Origin of the sequence: Staphylococcus pseudintermedius, assembly GCF_034042775.1 — a bacterium.
Taxonomy (GTDB): Bacteria; Bacillota; Bacilli; order Staphylococcales; family Staphylococcaceae; genus Staphylococcus; species Staphylococcus pseudintermedius.
Map to the genome: position 1 here is coordinate 1,797,819 of NZ_CP120150.1, position 17,570 is coordinate 1,815,388.

The 17,570-nt window shown below is 36.6% G+C and carries 11 protein-coding genes; 6 read left to right on the plus strand and 5 right to left on the minus strand.

Annotation, left to right across the window (positions count from 1 at the left end):
* Window position 1 precedes the first annotated feature (1 nt).
* The 3 genes from P3U61_RS08510 to P3U61_RS08520 all read right to left on the minus strand — a co-directional run bounded on the left by P3U61_RS08510 (window position 2) and on the right by P3U61_RS08520 (window position 4,642).
* Window positions 2–934, minus strand: coding sequence for a hypothetical protein (locus tag P3U61_RS08510; protein WP_014614305.1), 933 nt, complete (start codon window positions 932–934; stop codon window positions 2–4).
* Window positions 935–1,064: 130 nt separating this feature from the next.
* Window positions 1,065–2,339 (minus strand): nucleotide sugar dehydrogenase, encoded by a 1,275-nt coding sequence (locus P3U61_RS08515; RefSeq protein ID WP_014614306.1) that lies wholly within the window; start codon window positions 2,337–2,339, stop codon window positions 1,065–1,067.
* 659 nt (window positions 2,340–2,998) lie between these two features.
* Window positions 2,999–4,642, minus strand: coding sequence for a phospho-sugar mutase (locus tag P3U61_RS08520; protein WP_180291792.1), 1,644 nt, complete (start codon window positions 4,640–4,642; stop codon window positions 2,999–3,001).
* A 231-nt stretch (window positions 4,643–4,873) separates the two neighbouring features.
* Between P3U61_RS08520 and P3U61_RS08525 the strand changes: the two genes are divergently transcribed.
* The 4 genes from P3U61_RS08525 (at window position 4,874) to P3U61_RS08540 (ending at window position 11,652) form a co-directional block, all read left to right on the plus strand.
* Window positions 4,874–6,052: an LCP family protein gene (locus tag P3U61_RS08525; RefSeq protein WP_014614309.1), complete on the plus strand. Its 1,179-nt coding sequence runs from the start codon at window positions 4,874–4,876 to the stop codon at window positions 6,050–6,052.
* A 14-nt stretch (window positions 6,053–6,066) separates the two neighbouring features.
* Entirely contained in the window at window positions 6,067–6,537 is a 471-nt protein-coding gene (locus tag P3U61_RS08530) for a DUF2538 family protein (RefSeq protein ID WP_014614310.1), read from the plus strand.
* Window positions 6,538–6,731: 194 nt separating this feature from the next.
* Window positions 6,732–7,160, plus strand: coding sequence for a GNAT family N-acetyltransferase (locus tag P3U61_RS08535; RefSeq protein WP_199613489.1), 429 nt, complete (start codon window positions 6,732–6,734; stop codon window positions 7,158–7,160).
* A 325-nt stretch (window positions 7,161–7,485) separates the two neighbouring features.
* The gene (locus P3U61_RS08540; protein WP_199613490.1) at window positions 7,486–11,652 is read left to right on the plus strand and encodes a GW dipeptide domain-containing protein; all 4,167 of its coding nucleotides are present in this window, start codon (window positions 7,486–7,488) and stop codon (window positions 11,650–11,652) included.
* A gap of 448 nt (window positions 11,653–12,100) precedes the next feature.
* On the opposite strand, the gene P3U61_RS08545 is transcribed toward P3U61_RS08540, so the two are convergent.
* Entirely contained in the window at window positions 12,101–13,906 is a 1,806-nt protein-coding gene (locus P3U61_RS08545) for an acyltransferase family protein (RefSeq protein WP_114281569.1), read from the minus strand.
* Window positions 13,907–14,264: 358 nt separating this feature from the next.
* Here P3U61_RS08545 and P3U61_RS08550 point away from each other — a divergent pair, with 358 nt between their 5' ends.
* Together P3U61_RS08550 and P3U61_RS08555 are read left to right on the plus strand one after the other, a co-directional pair.
* Complete coding sequence (locus tag P3U61_RS08550; protein ID WP_014614314.1) at window positions 14,265–15,275, plus strand: acyltransferase family protein; 1,011 nt, start codon at window positions 14,265–14,267, stop codon at window positions 15,273–15,275.
* Window positions 15,276–15,389: 114 nt separating this feature from the next.
* Window positions 15,390–16,550 carry an aminotransferase class I/II-fold pyridoxal phosphate-dependent enzyme gene (locus tag P3U61_RS08555; RefSeq protein WP_063278799.1) on the plus strand — a complete coding sequence of 387 codons (1,161 nt, stop codon included), beginning with the start codon at window positions 15,390–15,392 and terminating at the stop codon, window positions 16,548–16,550.
* A gap of 189 nt (window positions 16,551–16,739) precedes the next feature.
* Here the strand turns inward: P3U61_RS08555 and menB are convergent, their stop codons facing one another.
* On the minus strand, window positions 16,740–17,558 hold the full coding sequence (menB, locus tag P3U61_RS08560; RefSeq protein ID WP_014614316.1) for a 1,4-dihydroxy-2-naphthoyl-CoA synthase: 819 nt from the start codon (window positions 17,556–17,558) through the stop codon (window positions 16,740–16,742).
* Window positions 17,559–17,570 lie beyond the last annotated feature (12 nt).

Genomic DNA, 17,570 nt, shown 5'->3' on the forward strand with positions numbered 1-17,570 from the left:
GTTACTTCCCCCATTTTTTTCTCATATTCCAATATTTAATCTGCAGTTTACCTAGTTTTGAGTTTTTTAAATTTTGATATCGTGTATAGATATTACTTTTACCCTCAATTTGATCAGGGTTAGTGTTCGATTCATTATTAATCTTGTCATTGACTAATGCAGTTAATATATTTTTAGCCTTTTTTCTTTCCGCTAAAAAATTATGAATAATATCGTTTATCTCCACATTTTCTGTTGAACTATAATCTTGCAATGAATGAAATACACGTTCAAGTTGATGCTCTACTACATGATTTAATTCAATCCAATACACTTGATTTTTTCTCTCTACCTTACCAATTCCTCTTTCTGGAAACACTAATTTCAATGTAAAGTCATCTTTCTCGCTGATGTTTTCGGCTTTTGTTTTAAGACGACTTTCTAAATACAATTCTGCACCTTGTAATAAGTGCACATCCTCGTCCACATGATATCCTACATCTATGTCAGATGGTTTCATAAAGCCGATTAATTTATGTTTCTCAAATAAGAGCTCATAAAATTCCCCTTTATATTTTATAAAACCTTTAGACGTTAAGAATTTGTTCTGAACTTCCTTAGTAAAACCATCTACGAACTGATATGTAATATTTAACTCGTTTTGAATCCCTTCTTTATTCTTCACGAAAACGATTTCGTCTTGTTTATTAAAGACGTAATGAGAATTTTTTAACTTGGTCCATCCAATCTCTCTTTGCCCTTTTAAGTAGCCATAAAGTTCGCCCTCAATCATTCTCGTACTTAAAACCTTATAAACTTTATTATTAAACACTTCTATTGCGCCTATTTCCTCATTTAAATAATCATCTCTATACACAAATTGATGTTGTGGTTCATCTAAAAATACGCTAAAAAGAATTTGGTTTTCAATGATATACGCTTTTAAATCATGCATAAGCTAACCTCTTAAAAAATATTTTTAAAGAAAAATGAGCTTGTAGAAATCTAAAGTAATCGTACTTTCAACAATGATAAAGATGATATTTTATAAAGATTTCGCAATACAAACTCATTTTTTCTTCAAATTAAATTAATTGTTTTTGATTATCAAATTCATATAAATTGCCGTAATTGTAATATTGAACTGATTCAAATTGATTTCGAATCACATTTTTTGTGTCAAAAATCACTTTATCTTTCATATTTACAAAATCGCTGTCAGTCAGTTGTTTAAACTCTGAATGATCACTTAAAATTAAAACTAACGAAGCATCAGCCACTGCTTTTTGAATATCTTTCTCTACAAAATCTAATTCAACATGAGGGTCATATGTTACCACCTCAAGATTCGATTCTTGACGAAGTAATTCATAAATATCAAAAGCAGGTGATTCTCGGATATCATCCACATCTCCTTTGTACGTTAAACCAAAAACCACAATCTTATTGCCAGTTAATTCGCGCAACATATTTTTGGTTGTCTCAACGACATAAGCTGGCATGGAACGATTAATTCGACGCCCTGTTTGTATCAACGGAGAATTTTCAGGATCCTTCGCAATGATGAAATACGGATCAACAGCTAAACAATGTCCTCCTACGCCTGGTCCTGGCAAATGAATGTTCACACGTGGATGTTTATTTGCCATTTCGATGACATCTAATACATTAATATTTAAATGAATACTGATTTTAGCTAATTCATTCGCTAGAGCAATATTTAAATCACGGTAGGTATTTTCCATCAATTTACTCATTTCAGCAGTACGCGCGTTTGTTTCAATCATTTCGCCTTTGACAAATGTACTATAAACACGCTTCCCTGCTTCGATACACGCTGGTGTGATTCCACCAATAATTCGATTATTATGAATTAATTCTTCTAATATTTTCCCCGGTAGTACGCGTTCGGGACAATGAACAAGGTATAAATCTTCTCCAATTGTAAATCCGTGTTCTTCTAATAACGGTTTAACATGGTCATCCATCGTTCTCGGTGCTATTGTTGATTCAACAATCACAGTATTTCCTTTTTTCAAATAAGGAATGATGCTTTTTGTTGCACTCATGACAATTGAAATATCACAAGACTCATATTGGTCATCATTATTCGGTGTTGGCACTGCGATAATAAACGCGTCTGCCTCTTCTGGTGTTTGTGATGCTTTAAATTTCCCCGTAGCTAATACTTCTTCATAAGCTTCTTGTAAACCTGGTTCTTCGATGTGAATATGTCCATCATTTAAACTTTTAACAGCTTCTTCGTTAATATCTACACCAATCACATCTACACCATGTTTCGCAAACATAATTGATGTGGGTAAACCAATGTATCCTAATCCTACAGTTGTAAGTTTCACTTTCATACACCTTTCTTCCATAGAAATTGTTTTGAGTGTTTCATTTATCAACTTATTCACAATGACATCTCAGTCAATTGAACGTTATTTCTATTTTAATTTTTAAGTATATGAAGATTAATTTCAATTAAAAATACAAAATAATTCATTGTTTTACTATATTTTATAATTGAATAAACAATAAATAAACATTCTTTACCTAGTGTTTACATTGCGCTTAAAAAATATGAATTGTAATAGCTACTCTAAGGAACAACGAATGATTTTAAAATAAACTGTATAGAAATGACAAATTAAATGAAAAACACTCTTATTGCATTCAGCCGAATTACAAAAGAGTGCTTTTAGTAGTCAATGCTCATTTCAACTAAACCGTTTTTATAAAATGAGTCATTTCCCTATTCACAATGATTCAATTGTTAGAAATCTTTATCTGCCATGATGCATATGTTATTTAAAAGAAAACGCCAAATATTTCAGTGCCTGGTTTATAATTGTTTTGATCGTCACTATAAGCATTAAAAAAGAGCGATATGGAAGTCAATACACTTCTTTAGACTTCCGTATCGCTCTTTCAATAATTTAACGTTCCCAAAAACAATTAAAAATAGTTCATTCAACAGCATTCTATTGCGTCAAAGATACGTTCGATGCTCGAGTTATAAATATTTTTGTTTAAATTGTTCTACTACTTCGTTAAAATCAGGTACATTTAATGAGAAATACACTTTAATTTTCGGTTCAGTTCCAGAAGGTCTTAACGCAATAAAACCTTCTTCAAATGTATATCGGATGACATCAGCTTTCGGTAATGAGATGGCTGTAGTCTTACCTGTTTTTAAATTTGTTGTTTGTTGCGTGAGATAATCTTCTTTTGTTACTACATTTAAGCCGAGCAATTGATCACTCGTATCACCTCTAAATTGTGCCATGAGTGCTTCGATTTTTTGTCTTCCCGCATGACCTGCATAAGTTGGAGATAACGTGAGATTATCATATCGGCCAATTTGTTGGTATATGTCGTTCAACACTTCTTTAAACGTCAAACCATTTTGAGCCAACATTTGCTTATATTTCACTAATAATGGAATAAATTGAATGGCGTCTTTATCGCGTGACAAGTCTTTTGCTAAATAACCATGGCTTTCTTCAAATGCGAGTACCAACTGGGCATCATCTGTTTGACGTTGTTGTAATTGTTCGGAAATGTATTTGAAGCCGGTCAACACATTAACTACCTCAATATTTAACGCTTTGGCTAATGCTTCACTTAAAGCACCTGTCACAATTGATTTAATGATATAAAACGCATCACCAGTCGGTTGGAGTTCTTGATAGCGCAGTTTCATTAAAATTAAGCCGATTTCATTCCCATCAAAATAACGTGTCGTACCGTCTTGATATCTTTCTACAAAACCAAATCGATCTGCATCTGGATCAGTCGCAATGATTAATGATGCGTCTTCTTGTTCAGCAAGACGAATACCATATTCAAATGCCGCTTCCTCTTCTGGATTCGCACTTTTAACTGTCGGGAATCGTCCGTCTGGTTGTGATTGTATTGTTTCAATGACAAAATCTTCAAAGCCGAGCTCTGTTAATAATGTCGCACCTAATGGTAGGCTTGTGCCATGAAGACTTGTTAAAACGACTTTTTCGCCTTGTGATTCGATTGCCCCTACTAATGCTTTAACGCCCGCTTTATACGCTTCAGTGACTTCATCCGCTAATGGTAAAATCATGCCGGCATCACGTAAAGCTTCAAAATCATTCGCTTCAATTTCTAATGGTGATTCAATCGCATTAATATATTGGCTTAAATCTTCTGAAGCATCTGGCAACAATTGCCCCCCATCTGGACCATAAATTTTAATGCCATTGTAATTACTTGGGTTATGGCTCGCTGTAATCATCACACCTGCTGTCGCTTGTAAATGACGCACCGCAAAAGACAGCTCCGGTGTTGATTTATAACTGTCAGCCAGTACTACTTTAACACCTTTAGTCGCTAATACACGCGCAATTTCGTCGCCAAAGTCTTCCGATAAAAAGCGTGTATCAAAATGAATGACCACCGTCGCATCTGATTGTTTCGCGTTTAAATATTGTGCGAGACCGAGCGCAACTTTACGCACTGTAAATTTATTTAAACGTCCAGGTCCAATGCCAAAAGTGCTTCGAATTCCTGCAGTCCCAAACGTAAGTACATCTTCAAAGCCTGCTTGTCGTTCTTCTTCGGTTTGGCCTTCATAAAATTCGCGTACTAAACTTTCATCTAGTTTTGACATCCATTGTGCTTTCAAAACATCCACCATCCTCATATGATTCATTGATAAAAATTAACGGGACGCCAACGTGATTGATATCCCTCATTCATAATAATAACTTCATTATACATGAACGACACGCTTCCAACATAGAATTCGACTAACCAATACAAAATAGATGAAAATGTATGAAATGATTGAAAAGTCATCAACACTTCATTACAATATATAATCATATGTAAAAATACCTGTTAGGAGCAATTCACTATGAATAAAGGACTTAAATTTTTACTCTATTTATTAGCTTTAATGCTTATAATTGTTCCTACAATTTTCGCATTCACTCTTTTTAATTCATCAAAGAATGCTTTTGACGACTCGTTCTCACAATCGGATCAACGACAATCCCAATTAAGAGATTCAAAAGTCAATGCTGCCAAACAACCTATCTCTATTTTATTTCTAGGCATAGATGATAGCAGTACAAGAAGACAAAACGGACAAAGCGCTGAAAATGCACGTACCGATGCGATGATTTTATCAACGATGAATCCTGACAAACATCAAATTCGTTTGGTCAGTATTCCTCGTGACACGTTAAGTTACATTCCAGAGGTCGGTTACTACGATAAGATTACGCACGCGCATGCATACGGTGGACCAGAAGCTTCAATGCGTACCGTAGAAGCAAATTTAAATGTCCCTGTTGATTACTATGTTCGCATTAATATGGAAGCTTTTGCCAAAACTGTAGACGAACTTGGCGGTATTGAATATGATGTTCCATACGATCTGAACGAACCGAATACAATGGACAAAGGTCGTATCAAACTAAAAAAAGGAAAGCAACAACTTAATGGTGATGAAGTGCTTGCTGTGACACGTACGCGTAAGCAAGACTCTGATTTAAAACGCGGGCAACGACAAATGGAAGTATTAAAAATATTGTTCAAAAAAGCCCAAGACACTAAATCTTTACACAAATTAGATGATATCATTGAAATTGTAGGGAAAAATTCAAAACACAACTTAAGTTACTCAGAAATCAAAGCACTCGCGACAAATTACTTAGCAAATGATGTAGACATTCAATCACAACAACTTAAAGGTGAAAATGAATTACTGAATGGTATTTATTACATTAATCCTGACGTTGATAATTTAATTGAAACGTCTAACACTTTACGTAAAGACTTAGGTTTAGCACCTTTTAAAGACAGAAACCAATTTTTAGTGGAGCGAGTGAAAGCATACTATGGAGAAATTCCACCACTCACATATTTAGAAGAATCATTGTTACAGAACGTTAAAAAGCTCTTGCCAAAAGATGAGAACAATGATCAAAACAATAAAGGTGAATCAGCTGATAACACAAATGGCGCAATGCATAATCAGCAACAAGGAGTACCGTATCAAAACCAAAATCCTGATGGTTCATACTACTAATAGGAGGTTCACACATGGCACGTCATACACAAGAAAAAATTAGACATATCAATGGCATTTTTAATATGCTCGAGCAACAAATTATTCACAGTAAAGACATGGCGCATTTTCGTCAAGAATTGTTCTATGTAAATCATACACATCGTGAAAATTATGAAGCGCTATTGCTTTATTATCAGGAAAGTGAAACGAACCCTGTCATCAATGCCGCATGTTATATCGTCGCCCTTCCTGAAATTTTTGATGCGATTGATGTCTTTGAATCGCCATTACCGTTTTCTTGGGTTTATGATGAGAATGGTTTAACACCCGCAATGCAAAATTTAAGCGTGCCGATTCAATATCTTGTCGCTGCGGCATTAGAAGTGACAGATGTGAATATTTTCAAACCTTCTGGCTATACTATGGGTATGAACAACTGGAATCTCGTACAAATGCGTCTCTTCTGGCAATATACTGCCCTTGTACGCCAACAAGCGATGTAACACCGTCAAATACGAATTAATGATAAGTATCCGTCATTTTTACAATGAGGGTACTTTTTTATATCATTACAAATAGTCCTCAACGCGTATCATCTGTCGCGCTGTTATTTCAATTTTAAAAATACTTTTATTCTACAGCTCAATCGATTATGATAAACATTAAATTCACGCTCTTTATGAAAGGAATGTGGCCTATGATTAAAACAGTAGAAACGGAACAAGAATATCACGATGTCCTGGTCGTTCGTGAAACAGTATTTATCGACGAACAAGGTGTCTCTCGTGATGAAGAAATTGATGAACATGAACATACCGCACAATATATCATCGCCTATAACGACGACCAACAGCCTATCGCAACAGCGCGTTTTCGTCATGTGGAAGGCAGTGCTAAAGTTGAACGTGTCGCCGTGTTGAAAAGTGCTCGTGGCTTAGGTATTGGCAAACAACTCATGCAATATCTTGAGCAAGTCGCATATGAACAAGGCCACCGTCATTTTAAGTTAGGCGCCCAAACGCACGCGATCCCTTTTTATGAATCATTAGGCTATCATACATACGGCGAAGAATTTTTAGATGCAGGTATCCCTCACTATCATATGGAAAAGCACCTCACTTCTTAGACTTTTCCCACTTCATTCATAATTAATGATTCGAATTGAGATATGTCCTAACTTAGGCGATTTCAATTCGATCATTTAATATCATTATTAAATCAATTCATGTACACTTTAATACTCTTCTTTTTCTTTCCTCCAAAATATTCACTTTTAAATTATTAAATGTTAACTTTAACAATTTCTCCTAATTAAAAACAACGCAAAAATATAAATACGGAGAACGATTATTAAAATTAAATTACAATCCAGTTAAAATACACAAATCGTCTCCCAATAACTCTATAATGTGAATAATCAACTTTTTATTTTATCTAAAAGGAGCAATAAAATGGTCAAAAAATTTGGTTATAAAACACCTACAATCGTTGCACTTACTTTGGCTGGAACTGCATTTTCTGCACACCAAGCCAATGCCGCTGAACAAGTTGCACCTGAAAAAACACCTACGAATGTACTTGATGATCAATACGCATTAAAACAAGCTGATGATGCGAAACAAACGACACAAGGAACAACACTTGCAGGTTCAAAAGAATACAAGGATCCTTCACAAATTGATACGACTCAAGTCGATACAGCAGCACAAACTGAAACGCCCGTAGAAGGAGGGCAACAAGACGCACAACAACCTGCTACAACTGATGAAGCGACATCAACAGATCATACTGTATCAAAAGGTACAAACGAAAGTGCATCACCTGCAACAGCTTCTATAGATGAAGGAACATTAAACGCACAAGCCAATTCAGATGAAACGGTTACTAACCGTACACAAGACGCCACTGAAAATGTGACAAAATATCCTTATCATTCAAGTGAAATCGATACACATGAAGACGCAACTGTGTCACCAGATACATATCATGCACTGGACACGCATGCGCAACAACCTTCAGCAATGGATGTAAGCGATTCAACATCAGCACAAACTGAAGCGACGCAAGTAAATACGTCAACAAATGTAAATGACAAAGAGGCCGTTTCGACAACAGAAGATGCACCTACTACACAACATCAAGCAGCTGTACAATCTGAAGCCAACAAAGAAGCGAAGGCAACTACTGAAACAGCTCAAAATAAAACACCTCAAGTTGAAAAGAAAGCAACAGCAACTCAAAATACAGCACAGTTAGCAACGGGGCATCAGGATATTACTGACAAAGTCTCAAAACGCGTAGCAGTGACAAATGAAACGAAAGCGGATGCCACAACAGCGAAAACACAAGCACCTACTTCAGTGACACATCAAGCTGATACACAAGCAAAAACGATAACAGACAAGAAGGCAACAACTTACAGTGCACAAACCGCAACTGACCAAGACATAAATGCGAATCCGGACGGTCCAACACCTCCACGCGTTGGCGGTAAAGGGGGTCCCCCTGCTTCACTTTCACTCCAATCGACTGGTCAAACAGCATTCCGTTCAGCTGTCGCTAGTAAACCGAGTGCATATCAACCTAAAGTGAAATCGTCTATTAATGACTATATTCGTAAGCAAAACTACAAAGTGCCTGTATATGAAGAAGATTATTCAAGTTACTTCCCTAAATACGGTTATCGTAATGGTGTCGGTAAACCTGAGGGCATCATCGTGCATGATACAGCAAATGACAACTCTACAATTGATGGCGAAATCAGTTACATGAAAAGAAATTATCAAAATGCTTTCGTACATGGCTTTATTAATGGTCAACGTATTGTTGAAACGCAACCTACAGATTATTTAGCATGGGGTGCAGGTGCGATTGCGAATGAACGCTTTATTCATATCGAACTCGTTCATGTTCACAGTAAAGAAGATTTCGCACGTCAAATGAACAATATGGCAGATTATGCGGCGACGAACTTACAATATTATGGCCTTTCTCCAGATAGTGCGGAATATGATGGTCGTGGGACAGTTTGGACACATGATGCTGTTTCTAGATTTTTAGGTGGTACAGACCATACCGATCCGCACGGCTATTTAAAACAACATGGTTATTCCTTTGATGCGTTGTATGATTTAATCAATGAAAAATATCAAGTGAAAATGGGTTATGCCTCACCTGCTAACTCGTCTTCAAAACCATCAACAAATACTGGCTTAACAGTTAAAAACACAACAGGTTTCGGCCGTATTAACACAACAAATAGCGGTTTATATACGACCGTTTATGATCAAAAAGGTAAAGCGACGAATCAAACGAATCAAACGTTAAAAGTTACAAAAGAAGCGACGTTAAATGGCAACAAATTCTATTTAATGAGTGATGCAAAATCTAATCAAACACTCGGTTGGGTCAAATCAAACGACGCAACATATCAAGCTGCCCAAGCTGAGAAAAAAGTAACGAAAACGTATACTGTCAAACCAGGAACAACAGTATATCAAGTGCCTTGGGGTGCCTCATCTCAAACAGTAGGCAAAGCTCCAGGTACGTCAAACCAATCATTCAAATCAACGAAAGAACAAACTGTTGCGAAAACGAAATGGCTTTATGGGACAGTTGGCAAAGTGACAGGCTGGATTAATGCAAGTAGTGTTGTAGCAAATGACCAAAAACCATCGACGAATACCGCACTAAAAGTAACAACTGACACTGGTCTCGGTCGCATTAAAGACAAAAATAGTGGTTTATATGCAACGGTATATGATAAAACTGGTAAAAGCACTTCAGCCACTAACCAAACATTAAAAGTAACGAAAAAAGCAAGTGTCAATGGCCAATCATTCTATTTAGTATCAGATTATGCTAAAGGTACAAACGTTGGTTGGGTGAAACAGTCAGATGTCGAATATCAAACAAGTAAAGCCCCTTCTAAAGTGAATCAAAATTATACGATTAAATCGGGTGCGAAATTGTATCAAGTGCCTTGGGGTACAAGTAAACAAGTTGCCGGTACAGTGACAGGTGCTGCGACACAAACATTTAAGGCAACACAATCTCAAACTGTAGGTAAAGCAACATACTTGTATGGGACAGTTGGCAAATTATCTGGTTGGATTAATTCAACAGCATTAGCAGCTCAAAAAACAACAACGAATGTTACTAAAACAATTTCTCAAATCGGTCAACTGAACACGAAAAATAGCGGTGTCAAAGCTTCTATTTATGACAAAACAGCAAAAGATGCATCCAAATGGGCAGGTCAAACTTATAAAATTACTAAAACAGCTTCTGCCAATAACGAAGACTATGTATTACTGCAAAATAGTACAGGAGGCACGCCACTCGGTTGGTTCAATGTTAAAGACGTCACAACACGCAACTTAGGTGCTGAAACAGCTGTTAAAGGTCGGTACACTGTTAATAGTAAAACATCTGGCCTCTACGCTATGCCTTGGGGTACAACGAAGCAACGTGTCGATACATTAAAAAATGCCACAAGTCGTTTATTTACAGCTTCAAAATCAGTTAAAGTCGGTAATGATACATTCTTATTCGGTACAGTGAATCAAAAATTAGGCTGGATTAATCAAAAAGACTTAACAGCCGTAGCAGCAAAAGTTGCAAACATGAAAACTGCATCGAATAGCGCAGTCAAAGGTGCCGCAATCACAACTTTGAAAAAAGTAGAAGATTATGTGATTACGAATAAAAATGGTTATTATTACACTAAAGTTGGAGATTCAAAAACAGCTGGTGCTTTAAAAGGTTTTTATCAACAAATTTTTAAAGTCGAAAAAACATCTTTACTGAACGGCATTACTTGGTACTATGGCGCATTCCAAAACGGGACGAAAGGATGGATTAAAGCAGCTGACATACGTTCATCATTCATTCAACATACTGCGGTCAGTAGCACATTGAAAACAGCACTCGATAAACAAATGGCGCTGACTTACCCGCCTCAAGTTCAACGTGTAGCCGGTAAATGGGTCAATGCGAATCGTGCAGAAACTGAAAAAGCAATGAATACCGCAGCACTTGAAAAAGATCCGACTCTCATTTACCAATTTTTAAAACTTGATAAATACCAAGGTCTTGGCGTAGAAGAACTTAATAAATTGTTAAGAGGCAAAGGCATTTTAGAAGGTCAAGGTGCCGCATTTAAAGAAGCCGCACAAAAACACAATATTAATGAGGTTTACTTAATGTCTCACGCATTTTTAGAAACAGGTAACGGAACTTCTCAATTAGCCAATGGCGGTCACGTAGATAAAAATAATAAAGTCGTAACAAACGGTAAACCGAAGTATTACAACATGTTCGGTATCGGGGCAATTGATACAGACGCTTTACGCAATGGCTTTAAAACTGCTGAAAAATATGGTTGGAATACGGTCAGCAAAGCGATTATCGGTGGCGCACAATTCATCCGTGATCAGTACATCGGTTCAGGACAAAACACATTGTATCGTATGCGTTGGAATCCAGAACACCCTGCCACACATCAGTATGCGACTGATATTAATTGGGCAAATGTAAACGCACAACGCATGAAATATTTCTATGATCAAATCGGTGAAACAGGTAAATATTTCGACGTCGATGTATATAAGAAGTAGATACATTAGAAAGCAGCTCTAGTCATCTTTATGGTGATTAGAGCTTTTTTATTGATATCTTAAGGTAGTTTGCAATTGGCTTGATGTTAAAACATGTCACTAGGACTCACTACAGCGCACCTGATCACCCGCGCTTTACTGATGTGCCCAACTGATAACACTCATCCTTAAATGCCTATTTCACATCACATGATCACACCTCCCTACAAAATCAGAGTCACTCACAAAATAAAAACTTTACATAAAATTGCGTTGAGACAAGTCCCATGGGAACGCGAGTCCTTAACTATCAATCATCCAGACAAATAATACAAATAGAAATCATTTTATAATCTTGTTGTACAACTATACTTAAATCAAAGAAATGTTATATAAACATGCAAAAAGCGGTCAATAGCATTCACCATCAACCGCTTCTTCTCTATTTTGCTTCTGCTTTATTTTTAGACTAACTCTGATTCGCCTTCATCTCTTTATCCAACTCTGACACGAGCTTTTGAATTCCTGGATGTTCTAAATGTATGCCATCATACGCAAAATATTCCGTATGACCGACACCGACTTTATTCCAATCTACTAACGTCACATGCTTATATTTATCTGCCGCCTTTTTAAGCAATTGGTTCACGTGATCTTTATAGTCACGTGGCACTGTCGTATTGATTAAATAAACATCGGCTTTATCAAAATCTTTGATGAGTGTTTCTAATTGGTCTTGGTCAAAATCACCATTCGTACCAATTTGAATGACGACCGGCTGCCCTTTTTGATTAAATGACGTATAGTTTCTCGCAACCTGTATCGCTGCGCCCATTGAACGACCGACTTGTGCATCAATAGTAGGCTTTTGGTAATGCTCATCCAGATAATACCCCATCCCTACTGTTAAAGAGTCACCAATAAAGAGCGGTGATTGCTTTTTAGGATCGAACTTTTCTGCTTTTTGTTCCTTTTCAGCTGGATTTTCTATTGGTTTTTCATTGTCTTTACCATTATTTTTGTGATTCGTTTGATAACTGCTCGCCTTTTTCTCTTGTTTAGCAAGGTAATCAAATTGACCACTGAGCACTAATGCTGCTATGACGATAATAGCCACAACAACGGGTGTACGAATCACCGTTAACCAAACCTTATCTTTTGAATAGAATGTTTTGAAACCATAGCGTCTAAATGGCGTTTCAATGAATTGATATGATATTTCGGCCATTAAAAATGTTAACGCAATATCAATGATATAAATATAATATGGATATTGACCTGCCACAAAGTATTGATGTACAAAAGTCACAATGACGTAATGCCATAAATATAAACTGTATGACCTTTTACCGATATACAAAAATACAGGGTTACTCATCACTTTAGCTAATCGCCCATTCGGAAGTACAAGGCTTGCAATGAGTATCAATGTGAGTAATGAAATACAGTAAAATCCACCGCTATAAAGGATGATTTGCTGTTCGTTTACAAAAAAGAATAATGTAAGTAAAGCGAATAATGCGATAAGACCTAGACTATCGATGATGTTAGCCGCAAATTTAGGCGGATGTTCTTTCAATCGAAAAGCTGGCCATATAAATGCAAAAATGACACCTAATAATAATGTTTGTAAACGGGTGTCTGTCCCAAAATATGTACGTGCATGGTTCGTGTCGGGTGTTGTCATATAAAACATTAATACTGCCGACGCAATAGAAATAATGAAAAATGCGAGTACAATCCATCTTTTTCTTTTAAATATTTTAAAAAATAACGTTAAAACAATTGGGAAAAAGATATAGAATTGTTCCTCAACAGCCAATGACCATAAGTGTTTCAATGGCATCGGTTTGAACTGGTCAAAATAGTCTACATCTTGGAAAATGTACCACCAATTCGATACATATAACAACGCTGCAATCGCATCCCCTTTAATCGAAGGTAATATTTGAGGGGCAAATAAAGCGACGTACAAGACTGATACTAAAGTCACGAATAACATCGCTGGGATTAACCTTTTAAAACGCTTAATCCAAAAGTTTGCTAAATCGATTGTTTGGTAGTTTTCATATTCAAATAATAATAGTGATGTAATTAAATAACCAGAGATCACAAAAAATGTATCTACACCTAAAAATCCTCCAGCTAGCCACTGTGCATTAAGATGATAAATAATAATCGCGATCACTGAAATTGCACGCAACCCATCTAATCCCGGCAAATACCGTGGTGGATGTTGCAATCGTTTCATTCCAGTAAAATTATGATGTAACATAACAACATTCTCCTAATTGATGATTTAATAAGAAACGATTTGTGGATATATGCTATTCAATTTACCACAAAATTATCCCAAATTAAACAGATAATACATAACGTATCGTAAAAGTTTTATTGTATATCCTCATTATTTTTTCTTATGATGATGACGCGAAATATTATAAGAACGTTTGTGCTACTTTTAACGATGATTTTGAGTCCCCTCAATTATTATAAGCGAAATTTCATCTTTCTCAACACTATGCCTTTAATATTCTTGCAAATCATTGCGTTTAATATTCATTTTCGTTGCATTATGAAAAGGATTTATAATAATCTAATGTTGATATTTAAAAAAGGAGACACACCGTATTATGGCACAAACTAAAAAGAGAGATGCATTTTTTGATAATGCGCGTGCAATCTTAATATTTCTTGTTGTGTTTGGACATTTAATACAACCTTATACTGATGCACATCCCACAGTATATGCACTTTATTTACTCATTTATAGCTTTCACATGCCAGCTTTTCTATTTATTTCGGGTTACTTTGCTAAAAATGTCGGACGTGCGGGTTATATCGAAAAAGTCGGTAAAAAGTTGTTAGGCCCCTACTTAATCTTTTTCGCATTTTTCTCGATTTATTACTTTATTACTGGTAAAAATAGTTCACTAGACTTAGATCCATTTGACCCAGTATTTGCACTTTGGTTTTTATTAACACTCTTTTTCTTCAATGTCATTATTGTCATTGTGCGTCAATTCAAACCGATTTACGTGCTTCCGATTGCGATCTTAATTGCAGTATTGGCGGGTTATTCCACTGATGTCAACGGGTATCTGAGCTGGTCACGAACACTGGTCTTTTTCCCTATTTTCTACATCGGTTACATTATGGATGGTGGATTTAGCCGTTATATCCGATTAAGACGTTTTATGCCAGTATCGGTGATGGTGTTAGTGAGCTTCTTTATTTTTTATACGGTACACCCTATCGATTCGGACTGGTTACTCGCAAGCTCACCTTATAAAAATATTGAAGGCACTGAATTTTTATTTAGCCCATTAAAAAGATTGAGCTTGTACATCATTATTTTAGGGACGATGTGTGCCTTTCTTAATTTAGTACCTAGAACGCATCATGCATTTACGTATATTGGCTCACGCACAATGTATGTATACTTACTTCACGGTATTTTTATCGGCTTCATTCGTGGCCATCAAATCTATCCATTTATTGAACAGCCTTGGTTAGGATTGTTTTATAACTTCTTACTCGCATGTTTTATCGTTTGGATATGGTCGAGTAGCTTTGTGGCGAAATGGACGAATCCTGTCGTTCATTTACAACGACCTTCCGCATTTAAACCTTATGACCAATAAACAATGAAGTTAACATGAGAATACATCGCCTATAGTCATCACTTTACATTAGATTTTGGCTATACGGTCGTGTTATTCTAAATGTTAACTTCTCTTTTTTTAGGACGTGATAGGATGAAATTACAACTCAATACATACGCACAATTTTTAAAAGCACCTAGTATCCGCCAGTTTTCAAGTAAAATCAATGAAATGGACGATGTGATCAATCTGACAATTGGACAACCTGATTTTCAGATGCCTGATGTCGTTAAACAAGCGTATCAAGATGCAATTGCGAATGATTATACAACTTATTCTCACAACAAAGGTCGTCGTGACACACGTGAAGCTGTTGCACATTATTATCAATCTCGCTTCAATGTGCATTTTGATCCGGAAGAAATCATTATTACGAATGGTGCTTCTGAAGCATTGGACACGGCACTCCGTTGTATTATTAATCCAGGAGACGAAATTTTATTACCTGGACCTGTTTATGCGGGCTATATTCCATTAATTCAAACGTTAGGTGGCGTACCTGTATTTATTGATACACGGGAGACAGGTTTTAAAGTGACCCCTGAAGCGATTCAACAACATATGACACCGCGTTCACGTGCGATATTACTGAACTACCCTTCCAATCCAACTGGAGCGATATTGACGGCTGAAGAAGTGGCAGCTATTGTCGACGTATTAAAGACACATCCTCTATTTGTGATAAGCGATGAAATTTATGCCGAGAACACTTTCGGTCATACGCATACATCTTTCGCGCAATTTAATGAAATTCGTGATCAATTATTGTTAATCAATGGTTTAAGTAAATCTCATTCAGCTACAGGGATTCGTATTGGTTTTCTATCAGGTCCACAATACTTAATCGACAAGCTGACATTTATGCATGCGTACAACTGCATTTGTGCCAACGTACCCGCACAAATGGCAACCATAGCTGCATTACGTGAAGCCGTTGATGCACCTCAAGTGATGAATCAAGCTTATGTCGAACGTCGAGATTACCTCGTCAACGCATTACAATCGATGGGCTTTCGATTAGACGGCGTACCACAGGGGGCATTTTACATTTTTCCAAATATCGAAGCCTTTGCCGAAGATGACTTTGCGTTCTGTGTCGATGTATTAGAAAATGCAGGCGTTGCGATGGTACCGGGTTCCGCATTTACTGATTTCGGTAAAGGCTACGTCCGCATCTCCTACGCTTATGAAATGACGCAATTGCAAGAAGGTATGGCACGTTTACGACAGTATTTGGAAGCGCGTTATAATTAACTTAATACACGATAAGGGTAGCGGATGTTGTAAGATCACTCAACAACAATATCTGCTACTTTTTTAGTGATCATTTTTTAATATCAGTTTTTATGTTCAAAAAGATATTCAATGTCAAAACAAAAAAGCCCATTCTACTCACTCAATGAATAAAACGGACTTTTCATCTTACATCTTTAATTTAAAGACTTATGGGAATTTAGGGAACTGATCAAAGTCAGGTTCACGTTTTTCTTTAAACGCGTCACGGCCTTCTTTCGCTTCATCAGTTGTGTAGTATAACAATGTCGCATCGCCAGCGAATTGTTGTAAACCAGCTAAGCCATCTGTATCTGCGTTCATCGCTGCTTTTAAGAAACGTAACGCTGTTGGGGAATGACGCATGATTTCTTTACACCATTGTACTGTTTCATCTTCAATGTCAGCAAGTGGTACAACTGTGTTCGCCATACCCATATCCAACGCTTGTTGTGCATCGTATTGACGGCATAAATACCATATTTCACGTGCTTTTTTATGGCCGACAATGCGCGCTAAATAACCTGAACCGTAACCTGCATCAAATGAACCTACTTTAGGACCTGTCTGACCAAATTTGGCGTTATCAGCCGCAATTGTTAAGTCACATACGACTTGAAGGACGTTACCGCCACCAATCGCATACCCTTTTACCATTGCGATAACTGGTTTTGGAATAATACGAATTAAACGTTGTAAATCTAACACATTTAAACGTGGAATTTGGTCATCACCGACATAACCGCCATGGCCACGTACTTTTTGATCTCCACCAGAACAGAACGCTTTGTCGCCTTCACCCGTTAATACGATGACACCTACACGCTCGTCATCTCTTGCACGTGTAAATGCATCAATCATTTCTTGTACTGTATTCGGTGTGAACGCATTATGTACTTCGGGACGATTAATTGTTACTTTCGCAATCCCTTCAAAAAATTCATATTTGATTTCTTTATATTCTTTTAATGTTTCCCATTGTCTTTCCATGGTGGACCTCCT

Bases quoted from the DNA above. Each gene is read 5' to 3' on its own strand.
- P3U61_RS08510 (WP_014614305.1), bottom strand. From the start codon at position 934: ATGCATGATTTAAAAGCGTATATCATTGAAAACCAAATTCTTTTTAGC.
- P3U61_RS08525 (WP_014614309.1), top strand. From the start codon at position 4,874: ATGAATAAAGGACTTAAATTTTTACTCTATTTATTAGCTTTAATGCTT.
- P3U61_RS08530 (WP_014614310.1), top strand. From the start codon at position 6,067: ATGGCACGTCATACACAAGAAAAAATTAGACATATCAATGGCATTTTT.
- P3U61_RS08535 (WP_199613489.1), top strand. From the start codon at position 6,732: ATGATTAAAACAGTAGAAACGGAACAAGAATATCACGATGTCCTGGTC.
- P3U61_RS08540 (WP_199613490.1), top strand. From the start codon at position 7,486: ATGGTCAAAAAATTTGGTTATAAAACACCTACAATCGTTGCACTTACT.
- P3U61_RS08545 (WP_114281569.1), bottom strand. From the start codon at position 13,906: ATGTTACATCATAATTTTACTGGAATGAAACGATTGCAACATCCACCA.
- P3U61_RS08550 (WP_014614314.1), top strand. From the start codon at position 14,265: ATGGCACAAACTAAAAAGAGAGATGCATTTTTTGATAATGCGCGTGCA.
- P3U61_RS08555 (WP_063278799.1), top strand. From the start codon at position 15,390: ATGAAATTACAACTCAATACATACGCACAATTTTTAAAAGCACCTAGT.
- menB (WP_014614316.1), bottom strand. From the start codon at position 17,558: ATGGAAAGACAATGGGAAACATTAAAAGAATATAAAGAAATCAAATAT.